15 protein-coding genes are annotated in these 16,031 nt (G+C 51.3%); 10 read left to right on the top strand and 5 right to left on the bottom strand.

What is annotated here, in order from left to right; genetic code table 11:
• Nucleotides 1–52 precede the first annotated feature (52 nt).
• From ACOQOZ_RS15010 to ACOQOZ_RS15000, 3 genes are all read left to right on the top strand, one after another.
• Nucleotides 53–925: a DUF6502 family protein gene (locus ACOQOZ_RS15010; protein ID WP_420588967.1), complete on the top strand. Its 873-nt coding sequence runs from the start codon at nucleotides 53–55 to the stop codon at nucleotides 923–925.
• On the top strand, nucleotides 909–2,231 hold the full coding sequence (locus tag ACOQOZ_RS15005) for a DUF5666 domain-containing protein (RefSeq protein ID WP_420588966.1): 1,323 nt from the start codon (nucleotides 909–911) through the stop codon (nucleotides 2,229–2,231). The genes ACOQOZ_RS15010 and ACOQOZ_RS15005 overlap by 17 nt, the downstream gene beginning before the upstream one ends.
• 114 nt (nucleotides 2,232–2,345) lie before the next feature.
• On the top strand, nucleotides 2,346–3,167 hold the full coding sequence (locus tag ACOQOZ_RS15000) for an intradiol ring-cleavage dioxygenase (RefSeq protein WP_420588965.1): 822 nt from the start codon (nucleotides 2,346–2,348) through the stop codon (nucleotides 3,165–3,167).
• A 21-nt stretch (nucleotides 3,168–3,188) separates the two neighbouring features.
• Here the strand turns inward: ACOQOZ_RS15000 and ACOQOZ_RS14995 are convergent, their stop codons facing one another.
• The 4 genes from ACOQOZ_RS14995 to ACOQOZ_RS14980 form a co-directional block, all read right to left on the bottom strand.
• Nucleotides 3,189–3,653, bottom strand: a complete 465-nt coding sequence (locus ACOQOZ_RS14995) for a GFA family protein (protein ID WP_420588964.1) — start codon at nucleotides 3,651–3,653, stop codon at nucleotides 3,189–3,191.
• A 72-nt stretch (nucleotides 3,654–3,725) separates the two neighbouring features.
• The gene (locus ACOQOZ_RS14990; protein WP_420588963.1) at nucleotides 3,726–4,241 is read right to left on the bottom strand and encodes a hypothetical protein; all 516 of its coding nucleotides are present in this window, start codon (nucleotides 4,239–4,241) and stop codon (nucleotides 3,726–3,728) included.
• Nucleotides 4,242–4,410: 169 nt separating this feature from the next.
• The gene (locus tag ACOQOZ_RS14985; RefSeq protein ID WP_420588962.1) at nucleotides 4,411–6,177 is read right to left on the bottom strand and encodes a GspE/PulE family protein; all 1,767 of its coding nucleotides are present in this window, start codon (nucleotides 6,175–6,177) and stop codon (nucleotides 4,411–4,413) included.
• A gap of 36 nt (nucleotides 6,178–6,213) precedes the next feature.
• Complete coding sequence (locus ACOQOZ_RS14980; protein ID WP_420588961.1) at nucleotides 6,214–7,653, bottom strand: inorganic triphosphatase; 1,440 nt, start codon at nucleotides 7,651–7,653, stop codon at nucleotides 6,214–6,216.
• A 227-nt stretch (nucleotides 7,654–7,880) separates the two neighbouring features.
• Between ACOQOZ_RS14980 and argE the strand changes: the two genes are divergently transcribed.
• The 3 genes from argE to ACOQOZ_RS14965 all read left to right on the top strand — a co-directional run bounded on the left by argE (nucleotide 7,881) and on the right by ACOQOZ_RS14965 (nucleotide 11,296).
• Nucleotides 7,881–9,062, top strand: coding sequence for an acetylornithine deacetylase (argE, locus tag ACOQOZ_RS14975; protein ID WP_420588960.1), 1,182 nt, complete (start codon nucleotides 7,881–7,883; stop codon nucleotides 9,060–9,062).
• A gap of 87 nt (nucleotides 9,063–9,149) precedes the next feature.
• Nucleotides 9,150–10,511 carry an amino-acid N-acetyltransferase gene (gene argA, locus ACOQOZ_RS14970; protein WP_420588959.1) on the top strand — a complete coding sequence of 454 codons (1,362 nt, stop codon included), beginning with the start codon at nucleotides 9,150–9,152 and terminating at the stop codon, nucleotides 10,509–10,511.
• Entirely contained in the window at nucleotides 10,508–11,296 is a 789-nt protein-coding gene (locus ACOQOZ_RS14965) for a spermidine synthase (RefSeq protein ID WP_420588958.1), read from the top strand. Before argA ends, ACOQOZ_RS14965 begins: the two co-directional genes overlap by 4 nt.
• 1 nt (nucleotide 11,297) lies before the next feature.
• Here ACOQOZ_RS14965 and ACOQOZ_RS14960 read toward each other — a convergent pair whose 3' ends face one another.
• A complete protein-coding gene (locus ACOQOZ_RS14960) occupies nucleotides 11,298–11,765 on the bottom strand; it encodes a GNAT family N-acetyltransferase (protein WP_420588957.1) in 468 nt (155 codons plus the stop codon).
• Nucleotides 11,766–11,962: 197 nt separating this feature from the next.
• Between ACOQOZ_RS14960 and ACOQOZ_RS14955 the strand changes: the two genes are divergently transcribed.
• The 4 genes from ACOQOZ_RS14955 (at nucleotide 11,963) to ACOQOZ_RS14940 (ending at nucleotide 16,027) form a co-directional block, all read left to right on the top strand.
• Nucleotides 11,963–12,832: a bile acid:sodium symporter family protein gene (locus tag ACOQOZ_RS14955; RefSeq protein ID WP_420588956.1), complete on the top strand. Its 870-nt coding sequence runs from the start codon at nucleotides 11,963–11,965 to the stop codon at nucleotides 12,830–12,832.
• 79 nt (nucleotides 12,833–12,911) lie between these two features.
• The gene (locus ACOQOZ_RS14950) at nucleotides 12,912–14,024 is read left to right on the top strand and encodes a YHYH protein (RefSeq protein ID WP_420588955.1); all 1,113 of its coding nucleotides are present in this window, start codon (nucleotides 12,912–12,914) and stop codon (nucleotides 14,022–14,024) included.
• A gap of 257 nt (nucleotides 14,025–14,281) precedes the next feature.
• A complete protein-coding gene (locus ACOQOZ_RS14945; protein WP_420588954.1) occupies nucleotides 14,282–15,577 on the top strand; it encodes a porin in 1,296 nt (431 codons plus the stop codon).
• Between the two features lie 27 nt (nucleotides 15,578–15,604).
• Nucleotides 15,605–16,027, top strand: a complete 423-nt coding sequence (locus tag ACOQOZ_RS14940) for a phosphate ABC transporter substrate-binding protein (protein ID WP_420588953.1) — start codon at nucleotides 15,605–15,607, stop codon at nucleotides 16,025–16,027.
• Nucleotides 16,028–16,031 lie beyond the last annotated feature (4 nt).

The following is a 16,031-nucleotide window of genomic DNA, read 5'->3' as shown; positions in this document are numbered from 1 at the left end:
ACAGCGCCGCAAAAGAGTGGGAAAAAATCCCTCGCTTAGGTATGCTTGCCTTATGAATAAGCTCAATGACACACAATCACCGAGCCGCGCTGCGAATCAGCAAAGCGCTGCCCCGAAAGCCCTCAATCAAGCGGTTCAGCGTCTGCTGCAACCGCTGGTAAAGCTGTTGTTGTCGTTTCAGATCACCTATCCGGTGGTGCAGGAGTGGCTGAAAAAAGCCATGGTTGATGTCGCCGAGCGTGACTTCCCGCTACCGGGTAAGCCACAGACCGACACCCGTCTAAGCCTGCTCACCGGCATTCATCGTAAAGACATCAAACGCCTGCGTGGCGAGCCGCAACAAACCACACACACGCCGGAGGTGGTCAGCCTTGGCGTTCAGATTGCTGCACACTGGATGGCTCATTATTGCGATGCAAACGGCCAGCCACTGGCGTTGCCGTTTAAACAAACGACGGATGCACAACCCAATTTTGAAACGCTGGTTGAACAGGTTGCGAAGAAAGATATTCGTGCCCGGGTGGTTCTGGATGAATGGTTACGCCTGGGTGCCGCAGAAGAAATTGAGCAGGATGGTGAGCAGCGGATTCAACTAACGCCCAATGCGTTTATTCCGAAACAAGGCGTCGATGAAAAAGCCTTCTTCCTGGGTATGAACCTGGCTGATCATATCGCCACCGCCAGCAATAACCTGCTTGAACAACCGGCAAAATTTGAGCGTTGTCTGTATTACGATGGCTTATCGGAAGCTTCAATCGAAGAACTGAAACAACTGGCTGCCGAAGAAGGCATGGCGTTGCTGACGCGTCTGAACCAGCGTGCACTGGAGCTCAAGCAGCAGGATCAGCAAGGCAACTTTCACCAGCGTATTAACGTCGGAATGTATGTGTTCGATGAGGACGAGCGTCATGAGCCGCACCAGTAAGCTCCTACTCTGGGCGCTGTGTGGCTTACTCATCTCCTGTTCAACCCAGGAGTCACACTGGCGCTCCCTGGAAGCCAGTAAAAGCGGCAAGATCGAATATCAGGGACGTGTCATCGCCCACGCTCCAACCACCGAGAACGGTCTCGGTGGAACCGGCAAAGTGCCTTTCGCGCAACCACAAAATGGCCTGGGCGGTACCGGTCAACAGGCACGTAATGGCCTCGGTGGTACCGGCAGCCCGATTGATCAGCAACAATCCAATACTCCACAAAACGGCCTTGGCGGTAGCGGCAAGCAGCCCGGCAAAACCACCATTGTGGGCAGCGTCACCGCCTTCGGTAGCATCTGGGTGAACGATCGCCATATCCTGTTGCCGCAACATACCCGTTACTTCCGCGATGGCGATCACAGCCAGCGTGACGATATTCGTTTGGGCCAGGTCGTTGCCGTTCTCGCCGAAGAATCCGGCAGTGATTATCAGGCGCTGGAGGTGCATTCGGTACACAATGTGATTGGCCCACTAAAGGCACAGCACGCCCTGGCGCACGGCAAAACCGAGTTACAGATTCTCGGCCAGCGGGTGATTGTTGATAACCGCACACGCCTGCTCGATCAGCATCAACAACCATTGGCAATGAACCAGCTGGTTGCCGGACAATGGCTGGCCGTCAGCGGCTTACGGGCGCCGGATCAAACGATTCGCGCCAGTCTGGTACGCGATTGGCCCGAGCAAATTGCACTACTTGCCGGGCCGGTTTCGGCGCTGCAAGGCAGCTTTATGCTGGGTGAGCAGAAGCTGCAGTTTAACGACGATATACCAGCACTGGATCAACCACTGACGCTCAGCGGTGAACTGGAAAACAACGAGTTTATCGTCGACGACTGGCAACCTATGCCACTGACCCGATTACTGGAGCTGGCGGATGAATTCTGGCTCGAAGGATTCCCGATGGAAGATGCCGAGCTGTATCTGGAAGGCTTCGAGGTGCAACTGCCGGAAGCCTTTGATGGGTTGGAAATCGACGACAGCATCAGCATTGGTTTTGATGAAGACGAAGATGAGTTCTGGTTTGATGACTCACACCGGGACTTCGATCATGACCATGATCATCACGAACATGATACAGACCAAGCTCGAGACGATAAGCCAGATTACGACTCTGACGATAATAACCATAGCGACCCACTCGACGATGACGCTACTGATGACATTGAGCCTCCGGAGCTGGACGATGGCTTTGAGTACGAGGATGACCACCAGCCGGAGTTTGATGAAGAGCCTGAGGACAATTATTCACAAGGGTAACGGCAGATACCCGGCTGCTTACATCTGCTGACATCGAATGACATTAATCGGATTTTCTGCGCGGGCAGAAACCCTGAAGATAGAAGACTCATTCAACAGCAGAGAGAAAAGTTTATGCAGCCAGACAAACGCAGCACCCTGAAATTACTCGGTGTTTCAACGCTCGCTCTGTCGATCCCCTCTCTGGTTGCTTGTGGTTCCTCAAGCAGTGGGTCAACACCAGCGACGACATTACCGCCACCGCCCAAGCGGCCAGTGAACTGGTTATCCGGAGGTACCGATCTGATTCAGGCCAACTTCCCGAATGACGATGTGTTTTCCGCTAACACGCCTTGCCAGGTTGATTTGTTTCCCACCAGCATTGAAGGACCATGCTACTTTCGCGTTGATAATCGCGAAGATATTTCAGACAACACAGATGGCTTACCGATGCAGATATGTCTGCAGATTATTGATCGCCAATGCCGCCCCCTGAGCGGCTATACCGTAGAGATCTGGCACTGTGACAAACGTGGAGTCTATTCAGCCAACACCGCAGCTTCTGCAGATGCTCGTCGCTTTGATACCGGGTTCTGTACTAATGGTGATACGCCTGCACGTTCCAGCCGCTGGGGTCGGGGGGAATTAACAACCGACAGCAACGGCCGGGTCAATTTTAAAAGTTGTTTCCCCGGCTGGTATCCGGGCCGCACGGCACATATTCATTTCCGCGTTAAGCAAGGCAGTCGTGAATCTTTGGTTTCTCAGCTGCGCTTTAGCGACGCACTCTGCCATGAGATTTATACAACCCACGATCGTTATTCCTCACGAGGTAATCAAGACACATCGATTCCCGCTGATGGCGAGTTTACCAATAACGACAGCAAAGGGTTTACCCTGAGCCAGAACAGCGACGGCAGCCTGCTGGCAGTGAAGCAGATTCAGGTAAACCTTTAGCGAGTATTGCCTGGCCAAATACTAACGCGGCAACCTCGCCATCAGCTCTTCAGACAGTTTTGGTGGTCCGGGTTGTTGCATTAAGCCATCGTTAATTTCGAACCAGTCCTGCTTAGCGCTGACCCAGACATGTTGCTGCGGCTGAAACAGATTTTTATCGTCGAGCAAGACTTCCGGAACCGCGAGAATGTTCTTCAGAACATACAGCTTGGTGTAGATCGTCGAGCCGCATTTGCTGCAGCGTTTGTGCTCAATCGGAGCCCCCGAACCGCCGGTTTCGCGATAGCTGTCTGTCTCCCCCACCAGCTCAAAGCTGGGTTCGTCCATCATCATAAAACCGGTACACGGTGCACTGGAGCGCTGGCGACAAGCATTGCAGTGACAATAGCCCGCAAACAACGGACCACGGGATACGGTAAAGCGGCACTGGCCACAACGGCAGCCACCACTGATCTGAGTGTCGGGAGTTGGATTTGAGTCAGTCATCGTTTTTATTATCGGATAAGAAAATGGCGCAGGGTCACTGAGCTGGCAATGACCCTGAAATAACCGGCAGCGTTAGCGGGCCGTCACGCGAATATAGGTTTCCTGCAGAACTTTGACATCGTTGGCAGCGCGATGGCGACCAACGTCCAGCTCGTCCCACAGGTTTTGTTTAGTGTCGTGCCAGGCTTCCATCTGTTCCTGAGTCAGCAGCTTATTCACCGTCTCAATGCGGAAGCGCTGCACCAGCTCGGCCTCGTCGAACATGCGGCCAATCCAGGAGGAGTCAAAGCTCCAGGCATCTGAATACAGGGTTTTACCGCGCAGCAGTTCATTCATTTTCAGCGCAATTTCGCGTGGCGTCAGGCCATGCTCTTCCAGCTGTTGACGAGAGATTCCGTGGATCTTTTCCGCTTCTTCGCTCCAGTGAGTCCAGCCAGGCGCGGGCTTAATCAGGAAACTGTGTACCTGACGATCTTCCAAGGCGAAGCCGACTTCGATCGGGTAACTACCACGGCCAAAGCCTGATGCTTCTAAATCGATAATGGCCGGCGGTTGTACTGCGGCCCCTTCTTCCTGTGTGTTATCCACCTTGAGTACCAAGCGTCTCTTTTTGTTTTATCGTTATCGTTCTTAATTGCTGCTAAGTTTAGTCGCTGTTGCCTTACGAAACTATGAAGAAGGCAACATTTTCTGCCTGCCGGGCGCTTTTCCACTGCGCTGCCGTTACATTTTGGACAGAAGCCGCTATTTGACCTGGTTACATTTTCGACAGCGGTGCCACACGCATCACTTCGTTGATGGTGGTGAACCCCGCCGCCACTTTATGGGCGCCACTCAAACGCAGGCTGTGCATACCTTCTTTCATCGCTGCCTGACGCAGTTTGGCGTGGTCAGTCGAGTCATCAATCAGGTTTTCCAGCGTGTTGCTCATTGGCATCACTTCATAGATACCCATACGTCCAAGGAAACCGGTACCACGGCATTCGAGACAGCCATTAGCACGATAGATTTTCTCCGGTGCCTTCACTAACCATGGCGACGTCAGCTGCTTCCAGTCTTTCTCATCCACTTCATGAGCAACTTTGCAGTGTGGGCATAACGTCCGCACCAGACGTTGTGCCATCACTCCCAGCACGGAAGATTTAATCAGATACGGCGGCAGACCCAGTTCCTGCAATCGGGTGAAAGCGGACGGTGCATCGTTGGTGTGTAACGTGGACAACACCAGGTGGCCGGTTAACGCCGCCTGCACCGCAATTTCGGCGGTCTCCAGGTCACGTACCTCACCCACCATAATGATATCCGGGTCCTGACGTAACAGTGCCCGCACCCCATCGGCAAACGCCAGATCAATCGCCGGGTTCACCTGCATCTGGTTAAACGAGCCTTCCACCATCTCGATGGGATCCTCGATGGTGGATACGTTTACTTCTGAGGTCGCCAGTGTTTTCAGAGTGGTGTACAGCGTAGTGGTTTTACCGGAACCAGTTGGGCCGGTAACAAATACGATGCCGTGATTGTTGCTGGTCATATGATCCCAGCGACGTTTATCTTCTTTACTGAAGCCGAGGTCGGAGAAGCTGCGCACCAGAACCGATGGATCGAACACCCGCATCACCATTTTCTCGCCAAACGCGGTTGGCAGCGTCGACAAACGCAATTCCACTTCTTCGCCAGACGGGGTTTTGGTTTTTAAACGGCTGTCCTGAGGGCGGCGCTTTTCCGCGATGTTCATCCGTCCCAGCGATTTAATCCGTGCCACAACGGCCTGGGAAACCTGAGCCGGAAATTCATAGACGTTGTGCAACACACCATCGATACGGAAGCGTACATGGCCCACTTCCCGGCGCGGCTCAATGTGAATATCACTGGCGCGCTGATCAAACGCGTACTGCAGCAGCCAATCCACAATGTTAACGATGTGCTCATCGTTGGCATCCGGTGCCTGGGCTTTACCCAGCTCCAGCATGGCCTCCAGATTCTGTACCGAGCTAATGCCACCATGAGCCTGACCCGCACGATTAACCGAGTTGGCCAGTTGGTAGAACTCGACCCGGAAGCGATCAATATCCGACGGTGCCACCAATACCCGGGTCACCATTCGCCGGGTGGTGTGTTCCAGGTCGGCCATCCAGCCGGTGACAAAAGGTTCGGCAGTAGCGACCACCACTTCTTCTTTGCTGACTTTAACAGCAAGGATTTTATGGCGATCAGAGAAGGCGTATGACATCTGAGCCGTAACGGCGGTGACGTCAATTTCGAGTGGGTCGATGTTGTAGCTGTCGAGGTTGTTAGCGCTTGCCAGCCACTCCACCAGCGCATCTTCGGTCAGCGCTTTGCCACTGCGGGCATCGGTAAAGTTCTGGCGCGCCAGCATGGTCAATGGATGCAGGCTTTCCTCGCCCTGATTGCGGCGAATGCTCAAGCCGCTCTCGTGTTCCTCTTTGGACAACACCTCGTCGCGACGAAGTTCTTCCAGCAAGGTGGGTAAGGTTAGGTGGCGATCCGCCTGGGCCTGCATCATTATTGTTGTTCCTCGTTGTGTTGCCCGAACTCAGCGTCAACGTAAGGCGCTGTTGAGCTCCAGCCATCTGCCCCAGAATTCGTAAGGCAGTTCATCCGTCAGTTGTTCGGTCTGTTCAGCCGTTAACAACTCTGGTTGTGCAATCAGACTTTGTATCAGAGATTGACCGTTAAGCATATCAGACAGTAACCGTCGCTCGCGTTGATACGGCGCATTTTCCTCACCTTGTTGCAGCTGGTGACGCAGTGCATGCAGGTGTTGTAAACGCGACACCTGAGACTGAAGCTCTGCCCATTGGTTCACATGCCAGTGCTCGTGTGGCCCCTCGAAGGTTTGCTGCGCTTCTTTCCAACTGCGGTGGAAGTAATGACTGAGTGTTTCACCGCTGATATTCACTGCAGCTTCCGCCTGCTGCGCTAGCGGTGGCAGCTGTTCGTAGCTCCAGCGACCAATCTGTAATATCGCCTGAGCAAGAGCTTTATCGTTGCGCAGTTGCTGCGCCTGCGACAGCCAGCGCTGACGTACTTCAGCATCGTTAAAGAAGCGTTGTGCCGTGGTTAATGCTGATAACCCTTCCAGGCTCGCATGCAGTTGGTCGAGCACATTACGTAATTCTTTGGTTTGCTTACGCTTGATGATTTTTCCGCACCACTGCGGCAGATGACGCAACGCCAGCCAGTGCTGCCAACACTCCAGTGCCGCCTGAGAGCTTTCGTCCCAGATGGTTTTTTCCAGCGTGCGTTTAAACAAAATCAGGTGGTACTGCAGCCACTGTGGCACTGCCACAGCAAGAGATTGCTGTTCGTTCAGTTGTGGATAAACCGCCGCCCAACGCACTCCAATGTTTGCTAATTGGTAGCCACGTTCTGCTTTGCTGATATCACTCAGCCACAACGGCACCTGCTCACTCAGTTGCTGCGCCATGGCCCACAAACCGTCAACATCGCCGTCGAGCAATTCCAGCTCTAACTCACACAAAGGCTGAGTCTTGCTTTCGCCTTCAGCATCCGCCTGAACGTTACCCTGGTCGATCACCACTTCGGCGGTGGTCGTTTTACCATTAACGTCCAGCGTCCAGCGCCAGGCGCGACGATTAAATTGCGTGCTGAATACCGGCTTCAGTTGATCAATAGCAACGCCATCCGGCCAGAACGACTGGACTTCCGGGCCGGCCAATACGTCAGCATCCAGTTGATTACCCGCCAGTGGCCAGTTCCATTCACGACGTTGATGCATGCCGCCCTGGGAAGAACCTGCGGTTTTTAACGTCTGCTCAAAACTATCGCCTTTCTGGCGAATCCGCAGTGCTGCTTTTGCCGTGGCTAATGCCGCGTCATCGCTATCGAAATAGTGATTATTCAGCTGCTTTTCGCCATCGGCTTCCGCGTTCTGATTAAGGAAGGTCACCAGAGGGTTATTCTGGTCATTAAGATTCTGCGGACAAAGCCGCAGTTTTAGTTCGATTTCTGTAGTCATGGCGGTATTGTTAAGGGCAGAGCGATGATTCGCAAGAAAACTGTTTAAAAATTACAAAGCCTTAAAGCCATCGGTGAGCAGGTATGTTTTTCAAAGCAGCCACAGGATGTGGCGGAAGGATCCCAGGCACAGGGATGTGCCTTGGATCCGGCGGCTGAAAAATATAGCTGCTTATCGCTGGCGACGCCGGGAATCGGTGTACAACGCAGCATAACAAGGAGCTATACGTGGCAGCACAATTCCGCCTTCCCGGTACGGTAGAAAAATTCAGTACCCTGATCGGCCATAACAGCATCAGTTCGGTGTTACCGGAATACGATCAGAGCAATATGGCGGTGATCAACAGCCTGGCGACCTGGCTCGAAGAACTGGATTTTCGTGTACAGATTCTTCCGGTGGAAAATCATCCCGGTAAAGCCAATCTGGTGGCCACACTCGGTGAAGATCACGGCCAGGGCGGCGGCCTGGTATTAAGTGGTCATACTGACACCGTGCCCTGCAATCCGGAAAAGTGGCAGTCAGACCCTTTTACCTTAACCGAACGCGACAATCGTTTTTACGGCTTGGGCACCTGCGATATGAAAGGCTTTTTCGCTCTGGTGCTGGATGCGGTGGAACAATTTCGCGGCGCCGAGTTTAAGCAGCCATTAATTGTGCTGGCGACTGCGGATGAAGAAAGTTCGATGTCCGGTGCTCGGGCCTTAACGCAACAAAATGCACTGAAAGGCGGCAATAAAAAACGTTATGCCGTGGTGGGTGAGCCCACCAGCCTGCGACCCATTCGTATGCACAAAGGCATTATGATGGAAAACGTGCGGGTTACTGGTCGTGCCGGACATTCATCAAATCCGGCACTGGGCATCAGTGCAATGGATGCAATGCATTCGGTCATGGGCGAGTTAATGACCATCCGTAAAGACCTGGCAGCCAATTTCCAGAACGCACATTTTGCCGTACAGAGCCCAACCATGAACCTCGGTTGCATTCACGGTGGCGATAATCCCAATCGTATTTGTGGCAGCTGCGAACTGGCATTCGATTTACGTGCCCTGCCAGGTATGAGCAATGACGACCTGCGTGAAGAAATCCGCACGCGACTCACTCCGGTGGCACAGGCACATGAAGTGGAATTGGAAGTTGAACCGCTGTTTCCCGGCGTTAATCCGTTTGAAACCGCAGAGTCCAGCGCCATTGTAAAAGCCTGCGAGCGTTTAACCTCGGCCAAAAGTGAAGCGGTGGCGTTTGCCACAGAAGCGCCTTTTCTGCAGGAACTGGGGATCGAGACTCTGGTACTGGGGCCGGGCAATATTGATCAGGCGCATCAGGTGGATGAATACCTGGCCCACGATCAGATTCAGCCTTGCGTGGATTTAATCAGCCAGTTAATTAAAGAGTTCTGCCTGCAATAACGGCTGCGGTGTTAAACTTAGCGCCAGCACATTATCGATTATTCAAAAGCGCAGCGATTAATCAGGAACCATAACCGAATCAGTATCATGAACGACGAAACCAAGCCGCAGCAAAGTGGTAACAACCACACGCCATTAAATACTTCGCCAATGAAGAATAACGACTACGTAAAATGGTTCCGCCATTCGTCGCCGTATATTAATGCGCACCGCGGTAAAACCTTCGTCATTATGTTTGAGGGTGATGCCATCGCCCACGATAACTTTAATAATGTGATTCAGGATATCGCCCTGCTGAACAGCCTCGGCGTGCAACTGGTTCTGGTACACGGTGCCCGCCCGCAAATTGATGCGGTGTTAAAAACCCTGTCGATCAAAAGTGACTTCCACAATGGTTTTCGTATTACCGATGGCGCAGCACTGAATGCGGTCAAAGCCGCCATTGGTATGGTGAAATCGGATATTGAATCATTGCTGTCGGTGGGTGTTCCCGGCTCGCCGATGCACGGTTCCCGCATCCGGGTTATCAGCGGTAATTTTGTCACGGCAAAACCCAAAGGGGTGATCGACGGTATCGATTTTCAGCACACCGGAGAAGTGCGCCGGATTGAACATCAGGCCATCAGTGAATTACTGCAACAGCGCAATATTGTGCTGTTATCCTGCGCCGGTTATTCCCCCAGTGGTGAAATGTTTAACCTGGCGGTGGAAGACGTTGCCCAGCAAGCAGCCATTGCACTACGTGCCGATAAGTTACTTATTCTGGGGAAAGACGCCGGCCTGACCGATGCCAGCAATAATATTATTCGTCAGCTCACCAGCACCCAGTTGCAGGAATTATTATCTGAGCTGGAAAGTGACGCATTGACGCATGCCGAAGCGGCGTTAAACGCGGTGAAGCAAGGTGTGCCACGTGCGCAATTATTAAGTTACGCCGAAGACGGCGCCTTATTGCAGGAATTATTTACCCGCGAAGGTGACGGTACCTTAATCAGTCAGGAAGCCTACGATCAATTACGGGCAGCCAATATCGATGATGTTGCCGGTATTCTGCAGTTATTAAAACCGCTGGAAGATCAGGGCGTGCTGGTGCGTCGTTCGCGTGAATTACTGGAAACTGAAATTCAGCGTTTTTATGTGATCGAACGCGACGGTTTAATCACAGCTTGCGCTGCACTGTATCCGTACTCAGACAAACAAGCGGAACTGGCTTGTGTGGCTGTGCACAGTGATTATCGTGGCGGCAATCGTGGCCAGCGTCTGCTGGAACAAATTGAGCAACAGGCCAGACGACGTCATTACCAGCAGCTGTTTGTGTTAACCACACGCACGGCTCACTGGTTTGTTGAGCAAGGTTTTGTTGCAGGTGATGTCAGCGAATTACCTCAGGAAAAGCAACAGGCTTACAACCTGCAGCGTAATTCCAAAGTATTTTTCAAAACCCTGTGAATCCGCAAACCTTATTAGCCGCCAACGAATTATTGGGCCGTGAAGTTCACCGCCGTTTTGATGACTACGGTCCGATTCAGGTGTTCGACGATGGCACCAAACGTTATCTCAGTTTTGGTACCACCGACGAACAAAGCTGCCAGCTCAAAGCCGCACCTTTCCAGTTACAACACGACTATCTGCGCTCGATGTTTACGGTACTGACTCAGTGTCAAGGCATATCGGCATTAACATCGGCGACAGTTCTGGGACTGGGTGGAGGCTCATTAACCTCAACCTTGTGGCAGCAACTGCCTGAAGCTCAAATACATGCCGTTGAGTTACGCCCCGCCGTTGCCCAGATTGCGTTTCAGTATTTTGCCCTGCCACGGGATAAACGCCTGAAAGTGCATGTCAGCTGCGCCAGCGACTATCTGGCAAAGTTGATTTCGGCGGGCTTAAAAACCGATTTATTATTCTCGGACTTATATCTGGCAGATGGCCTGAACGCGGTACAGCAACAGCAGGACTTTTTACAGCAAAGTGCCGGGGCATTAACGGACAATGGCTGGCTGGTTCTGAACCTGTGGAAAGAGCACCGCGAAGATGAGCAATTGCTGCAGCTGGTTAAGCGTTTATTTCCAACGGTTATGCAGGCAACAACACACGATGGCAACTGGATTGTGTGGGCTTCACGTCAGCCTGCTGTAGAGAAAAAGCAGGCTCAGAAACACTGCAAAGAACTACAGCCTCAATTTGGATTTAATCCCTGGAGTTTTTGTAAGCCGTTTTATCGGCACCGATAGTTCAATCAACGCTATTAGCATGACGAAACTCCATCGGCTGAAACCCCACTCCATCTTTGTACCCAACACTGCCACTTTCAACAAAACCCAGCCTTTTATACACAGGCACTGCAAATAAAGACGATCGAACGGTGTAGTAATCTTTTGGGTGTCTATTAATGGCGTAGCGCCACAGCTTTCGCGCAATTCCATTGCCGTGATGCTCTGCTGATACAAACAGGTGGTACAGGTGTTGTTCTTTGCTCAAGGCAATATAGCCGATAATGCTTTTATCAATTTCATAGACGTAATTTTGGTAAGAAGAGTCTGTGATTCGTTGTTCAAAACTCTCTTTACTCAGAGTGGATTCCAACCACTCGGGTAATACTGCTCCGGCATCAGACAAGTAGAAATGTGAAAGTGAATTCACCAATTTCCGGATGCCATCTGTATGGCCGATATTGGCTGAATTTATCGCTGCATCCGTCATCGCTTCGATCTCCTGAATCCATTTAAGTAATTATCACTTTCTGTGGCAGCGTAGTTTTATAACCGAATTTCACTGAAAGCCAAATATGCTGACCTCCGTCATACTTGCCGCAAAAAGCCTCATCCGGTAGTTTGAGCATCCGGTTTAATAATAACTCCGATAAAAACCACCCCAACAAAAACAACGAGTACTCAAGCATGTTCGAGACACTGGTCAAAATTGGCCTTCCTATCGCATTAATCATGATCATGGCCGGTGTGGGCCTGAGCTTAACGCTGAATGATTTCCGTCGGGTGTTTAAGCAGCCAAAAGGGTTTCTCGTTGGAGCATTTGCTCAGATGGCGTTATTGCCACTGGTCGCTGTCATTATTATCGCGGCTTTTGGTTTAACCGGCGAAGTGGCGATTGGTCTGTTTTTGTTGTCATTATGCCCGGGTGGCAGCACATCAAATCTGTATTCTTTTCTCGCCCGTGGCGATGTTGGTTTATCGGTATCGCTGACAGCGGTGATTGGTTTTATTACCCCATTCACCATTCCGCTATTGGGCGCCTGGGCGATTAACTATTATTCCGACAGCGATAAGGTGTTTGAGCTGCCTCTGGTGAAAACCTGGATTCAGCTGATTGTGATTACGGTTATCCCGGTGATTGTGGGCATGGCAATCCGCTCTAAGTGGCAAAACTTCGCGATTAAAGCCGAACCTTATATCAGCAAGTTTTCGATGGTGGTGCTTGCCGCTGTGATTCTCAGTATCTGTGTCAATCTGGGCGAGAAGTTAATTGATTTTGCCATTGCGTCTGGCCCGGCCGCATTAACACTGAATCTGATGACCATGCTGCTGGGTTACAGCCTGGGTAAGTGGTTACTGCACAGCGAAGCCCAGGCGCGTACCGTTTGTTTAGAAGTCGGCTTACAAAACGGCACGCTGACTTTGCTGATCACCACCGCGATTCTGCAAAGCGCAGAAATGTCGATTGCGCCCAGCATCTACAGCCTGATCATGTTTGTTACGGCAACCGCATTTACCTATTTTGTGCTGAAGAAAGATAAGCAACAAGCGGCCTGATTCAGCAAAAAGGTTCTAAGGCCTCGGTTTTACCGCGACTTCAGCTAGTCTGAAGAGATGGTTTAACGGAGGCCCGACTATGCGCACCACCCCGATCTTCAATATCTTTTATAGCGCCACGACCACCTTGCTGCTGAGTACCGTTTTAGCAGGCTGTGGCGGCAGCTCTTCCGGCGATCCGGCCAGCGATAATAATTCCAACACTGGCAATGGCGACAGCTCTGTCAGCACGGATATCACCAATGTGAACTTCAGCAAAAGCAGTGGTGATTGTCGGGATTATGTTGGCAGCTACCGTTCTCAGGTCCGGGATGAAAACCGCAGCATGGTTTTTAATGGCCAGGTCACTATCAGCGCAACCGACAACAGTTGCAGCATCGCAAGTAACGAAATTCCGAATCATAATTTCCACGATGGTAATGCCCGCTTTGCTACCAATGTGTCGGAGCAAAGTGGCAGCTACAGCGTTACTCGTAATCCTCAGGCGGCAGCACAAACAACAGAGTTATCATTGGGTGCCACTAACGTTATTTTTCTCAATGGTGTCACCGCCGACTTATTAGCAGCAGCCTGTTATGGCGTTGGCAATGAACCACTGGGGCGGGAAAAAATCGGCTGCGGTCAGAATCAGATTAATAACCCCTGGCGTTACGACCCGATGTCGTCACTGAATAATTTTGGTACCGATAGCCATAATGCCCATGCGCAGCCAGACGGCACCTATCATTACCATGGAAATCCAATGGCGATGTTTAATCAGAGTTGTGAAAGTGATGCTCAGGTGTCACCAGTGATTGGTTTTGCCGCCGATGGGTTTCCGGTGTTTGGTCCTTGCATTAATGACAATGGTACGGTGCGCAAAGCCCGCTCCAGTTACCAGTTAAAATCCGGAGCGCGTCAGGCAGTGAGTGGTTATCAGACTCCGGTTTCCAGCCAGGGAGACGTTGCTTCCGGAAATTACGACGGTCAGTTTCGTGGCGATTACCAGTACAGTGCCGCCAGTGGTGATCTGGATGAATGTAATGGTATGACGGTTAATGGTCAGTATGGTTATTACCTTACCGATAGTTATCCATGGATTATTGGTTGTTATCGCGGCAGCGTCAGCAGCTCTTTTTCCAGAGCACCGGCTGCTTTTTCACGCCACTCGCATGACGCTTCAGATCCGGGCTACCACTCCCACGATCACTAACCCGCGTTACGCCTTCCCGCTCAGTCTTAATCTGCTTTGCGCGCTGCTGATTTAAAGCAGCGCACTTTCCTCAACGAATTAAAATCATCAGAACCGGCATTCGGCAACTCATAATATTGTCGTAATATGTACACCAAGCGTACTTTTGACCCGAAATGTCACCAAAAATAGGTCATTTATCTGACGTTTTTCGTGATCTGGCATACGACTAAAGGGCTATATAAGCTACAATCCCGCGCCTGTTTGCGGAGGATGTTATGCGAGCGAGTCCAATAAAACGCCACTTATTAATAGCGGCGATTGCCGGCGCAGTATCTGCTCCGGTTTCAGCAGCTGAAGACGATGACTTCAGTGTCTATGGTTTTGTGAACCTTGGGGTTTATTACAAAGATCAGGAATACACGACCATCGAGTCTTATGAAGACGGTGACCCAACCTTTTTCGAAGAAGACACCATGCTGGGTTTACAAATCAGTAAGCCATTATCCGAGCGAACCAGTGCAACGGTGCAGACAATTGCTCGTGGTGATAACGACTTTAATGTTGAAACTTCGCTGGCATTTATTTCTCACACCATAACAGAAAATACCGATTTACGTGCCGGTCGGTTACGTATTCCGTTTTTCTATTATTCCGAATTCCTTGACGTTGGTTATGCCTACAACTGGGTTCGTCCAACTGCAGATGTGTACGCCATTCCGTTTAAGGATTACGACGGTATCGACTTAACCCACCGTTTCAGTATGGGTAATACCGATGCGCAATTACAAATAAACAGTGGTCGTCGTCATAAAAAAATCGATTTGTTTGGTGATGACTATGAGTCTGAACTGAACCGCATTAACGGTATTTCCCTGACGTTATTCAGCGGTGACTTTACCCACCGAATTGGTTACCAGCAGACCGAAATGAATCTGGAACTGATCAGCGACCCGGCCACAGATCAGGCAGCAGCTGCGGCCGCTCAGGCTGAGGCGGCGAAGGTATTAACAGCCGGTGGCAGTGCAGAACAGGCATCGTTAGCTGCAGCCGGCGGCGCACTGGCGACTTACAGCCGGGCCGAAGGCTATCGCCGGGTAGATGTTGCCCAGGCCATGGCTCGTTTTGTTGGCAACGCCCGCGGTTTTTCTGCCGATGTGATCGAAGACTTTGATCTCGATGAAAAGCTGGCGCGCTATTTTAATATCGCCAGCACCTACGATAACGGCGATTTCAGCATGGTGCTGGAAGCGACCTATCTGAATTATGACTCCGGCTTGTTAGTGGATAACTTCGCCTGGCTCGGCGGTATGGCTTACCGCTTTGGTGATTTAACCCTGCATGCAACCTATTCCACATCGCGTGACCGTGTTGAAAGCGGTGATAAAGGCGATCTGCAGAAACTACTGAAATTACAGGGCGAGGATGACAGTGTCACCATCGGTATGCGTTATGACTTAGACGCCGCCACCGCACTGAAATTTGAAGCCACACATCACGATGAAGAAACCAATCGTGGCGTTGCTGGCCGTTCTGCCAACCTGTACCGCGCTGCGTTACAGCTAGTGTTTTAATTGCGGCTGACTGGAGTAGTAAAACAGATGAAATTTTTAAGCACTCTGTGCCTGTTATTCGCCGTCAGCTTCTGTGCTCGTGCAGAAGTCGTGGTGATTGTCAGCGTTAATAATCCAAATACTTATACCGGTCTGGAGAAAGACGAAATCAAACGTATTTTTCTCGGCAAAGGCAGCAACTTTCCGGATGGCAGTAAAGCCGTTGCTTATGACCTGCCTAAAGGTGATGAAAAACGCGCTGAATTCAGCCGCCGGTATCTGGGTAAAACCGAAAGCCAGCTGAACAGTTATTGGTCACGCCGTGTATTTGCCGGTAAACAGCAACCACCACGTCGGACCGAAAGCAGTGCCGACATGAAAGCCAAAGTTGCTGCCAGCAAAAATGCGATTGGCTACATCGACAGCCATGATGTAGACCCAAGCGTCGTTGTGGTTCATCGCTTCAATTAAGGCT

This window comes from Bacterioplanoides sp. (assembly GCF_965219715.1).
Classification (GTDB): Bacteria; Pseudomonadota; Gammaproteobacteria; order Pseudomonadales; family Oceanobacteraceae; genus Bacterioplanoides.
This window is presented reverse-complemented; position numbering and strand designations above follow the sequence as displayed.

Bases quoted from the DNA above. Each gene is read 5' to 3' on its own strand.
- ACOQOZ_RS14960 (WP_420588957.1), bottom strand. From the start codon at position 11,765: ATGACGGATGCAGCGATAAATTCAGCCAATATCGGCCATACAGATGGC.
- argA (WP_420588959.1), top strand. From the start codon at position 9,150: ATGAACGACGAAACCAAGCCGCAGCAAAGTGGTAACAACCACACGCCA.
- ACOQOZ_RS15000 (WP_420588965.1), top strand. From the start codon at position 2,346: ATGCAGCCAGACAAACGCAGCACCCTGAAATTACTCGGTGTTTCAACG.
- ACOQOZ_RS14980 (WP_420588961.1), bottom strand. From the start codon at position 7,653: ATGACTACAGAAATCGAACTAAAACTGCGGCTTTGTCCGCAGAATCTT.
- ACOQOZ_RS14945 (WP_420588954.1), top strand. From the start codon at position 14,282: ATGCGAGCGAGTCCAATAAAACGCCACTTATTAATAGCGGCGATTGCC.
- ACOQOZ_RS14940 (WP_420588953.1), top strand. From the start codon at position 15,605: ATGAAATTTTTAAGCACTCTGTGCCTGTTATTCGCCGTCAGCTTCTGT.
- ACOQOZ_RS14955 (WP_420588956.1), top strand. From the start codon at position 11,963: ATGTTCGAGACACTGGTCAAAATTGGCCTTCCTATCGCATTAATCATG.
- ACOQOZ_RS14950 (WP_420588955.1), top strand. From the start codon at position 12,912: ATGCGCACCACCCCGATCTTCAATATCTTTTATAGCGCCACGACCACC.
- ACOQOZ_RS15005 (WP_420588966.1), top strand. From the start codon at position 909: ATGAGCCGCACCAGTAAGCTCCTACTCTGGGCGCTGTGTGGCTTACTC.
- ACOQOZ_RS15010 (WP_420588967.1), top strand. From the start codon at position 53: ATGAATAAGCTCAATGACACACAATCACCGAGCCGCGCTGCGAATCAG.
- ACOQOZ_RS14995 (WP_420588964.1), bottom strand. From the start codon at position 3,653: ATGACTGACTCAAATCCAACTCCCGACACTCAGATCAGTGGTGGCTGC.
- ACOQOZ_RS14985 (WP_420588962.1), bottom strand. From the start codon at position 6,177: ATGATGCAGGCCCAGGCGGATCGCCACCTAACCTTACCCACCTTGCTG.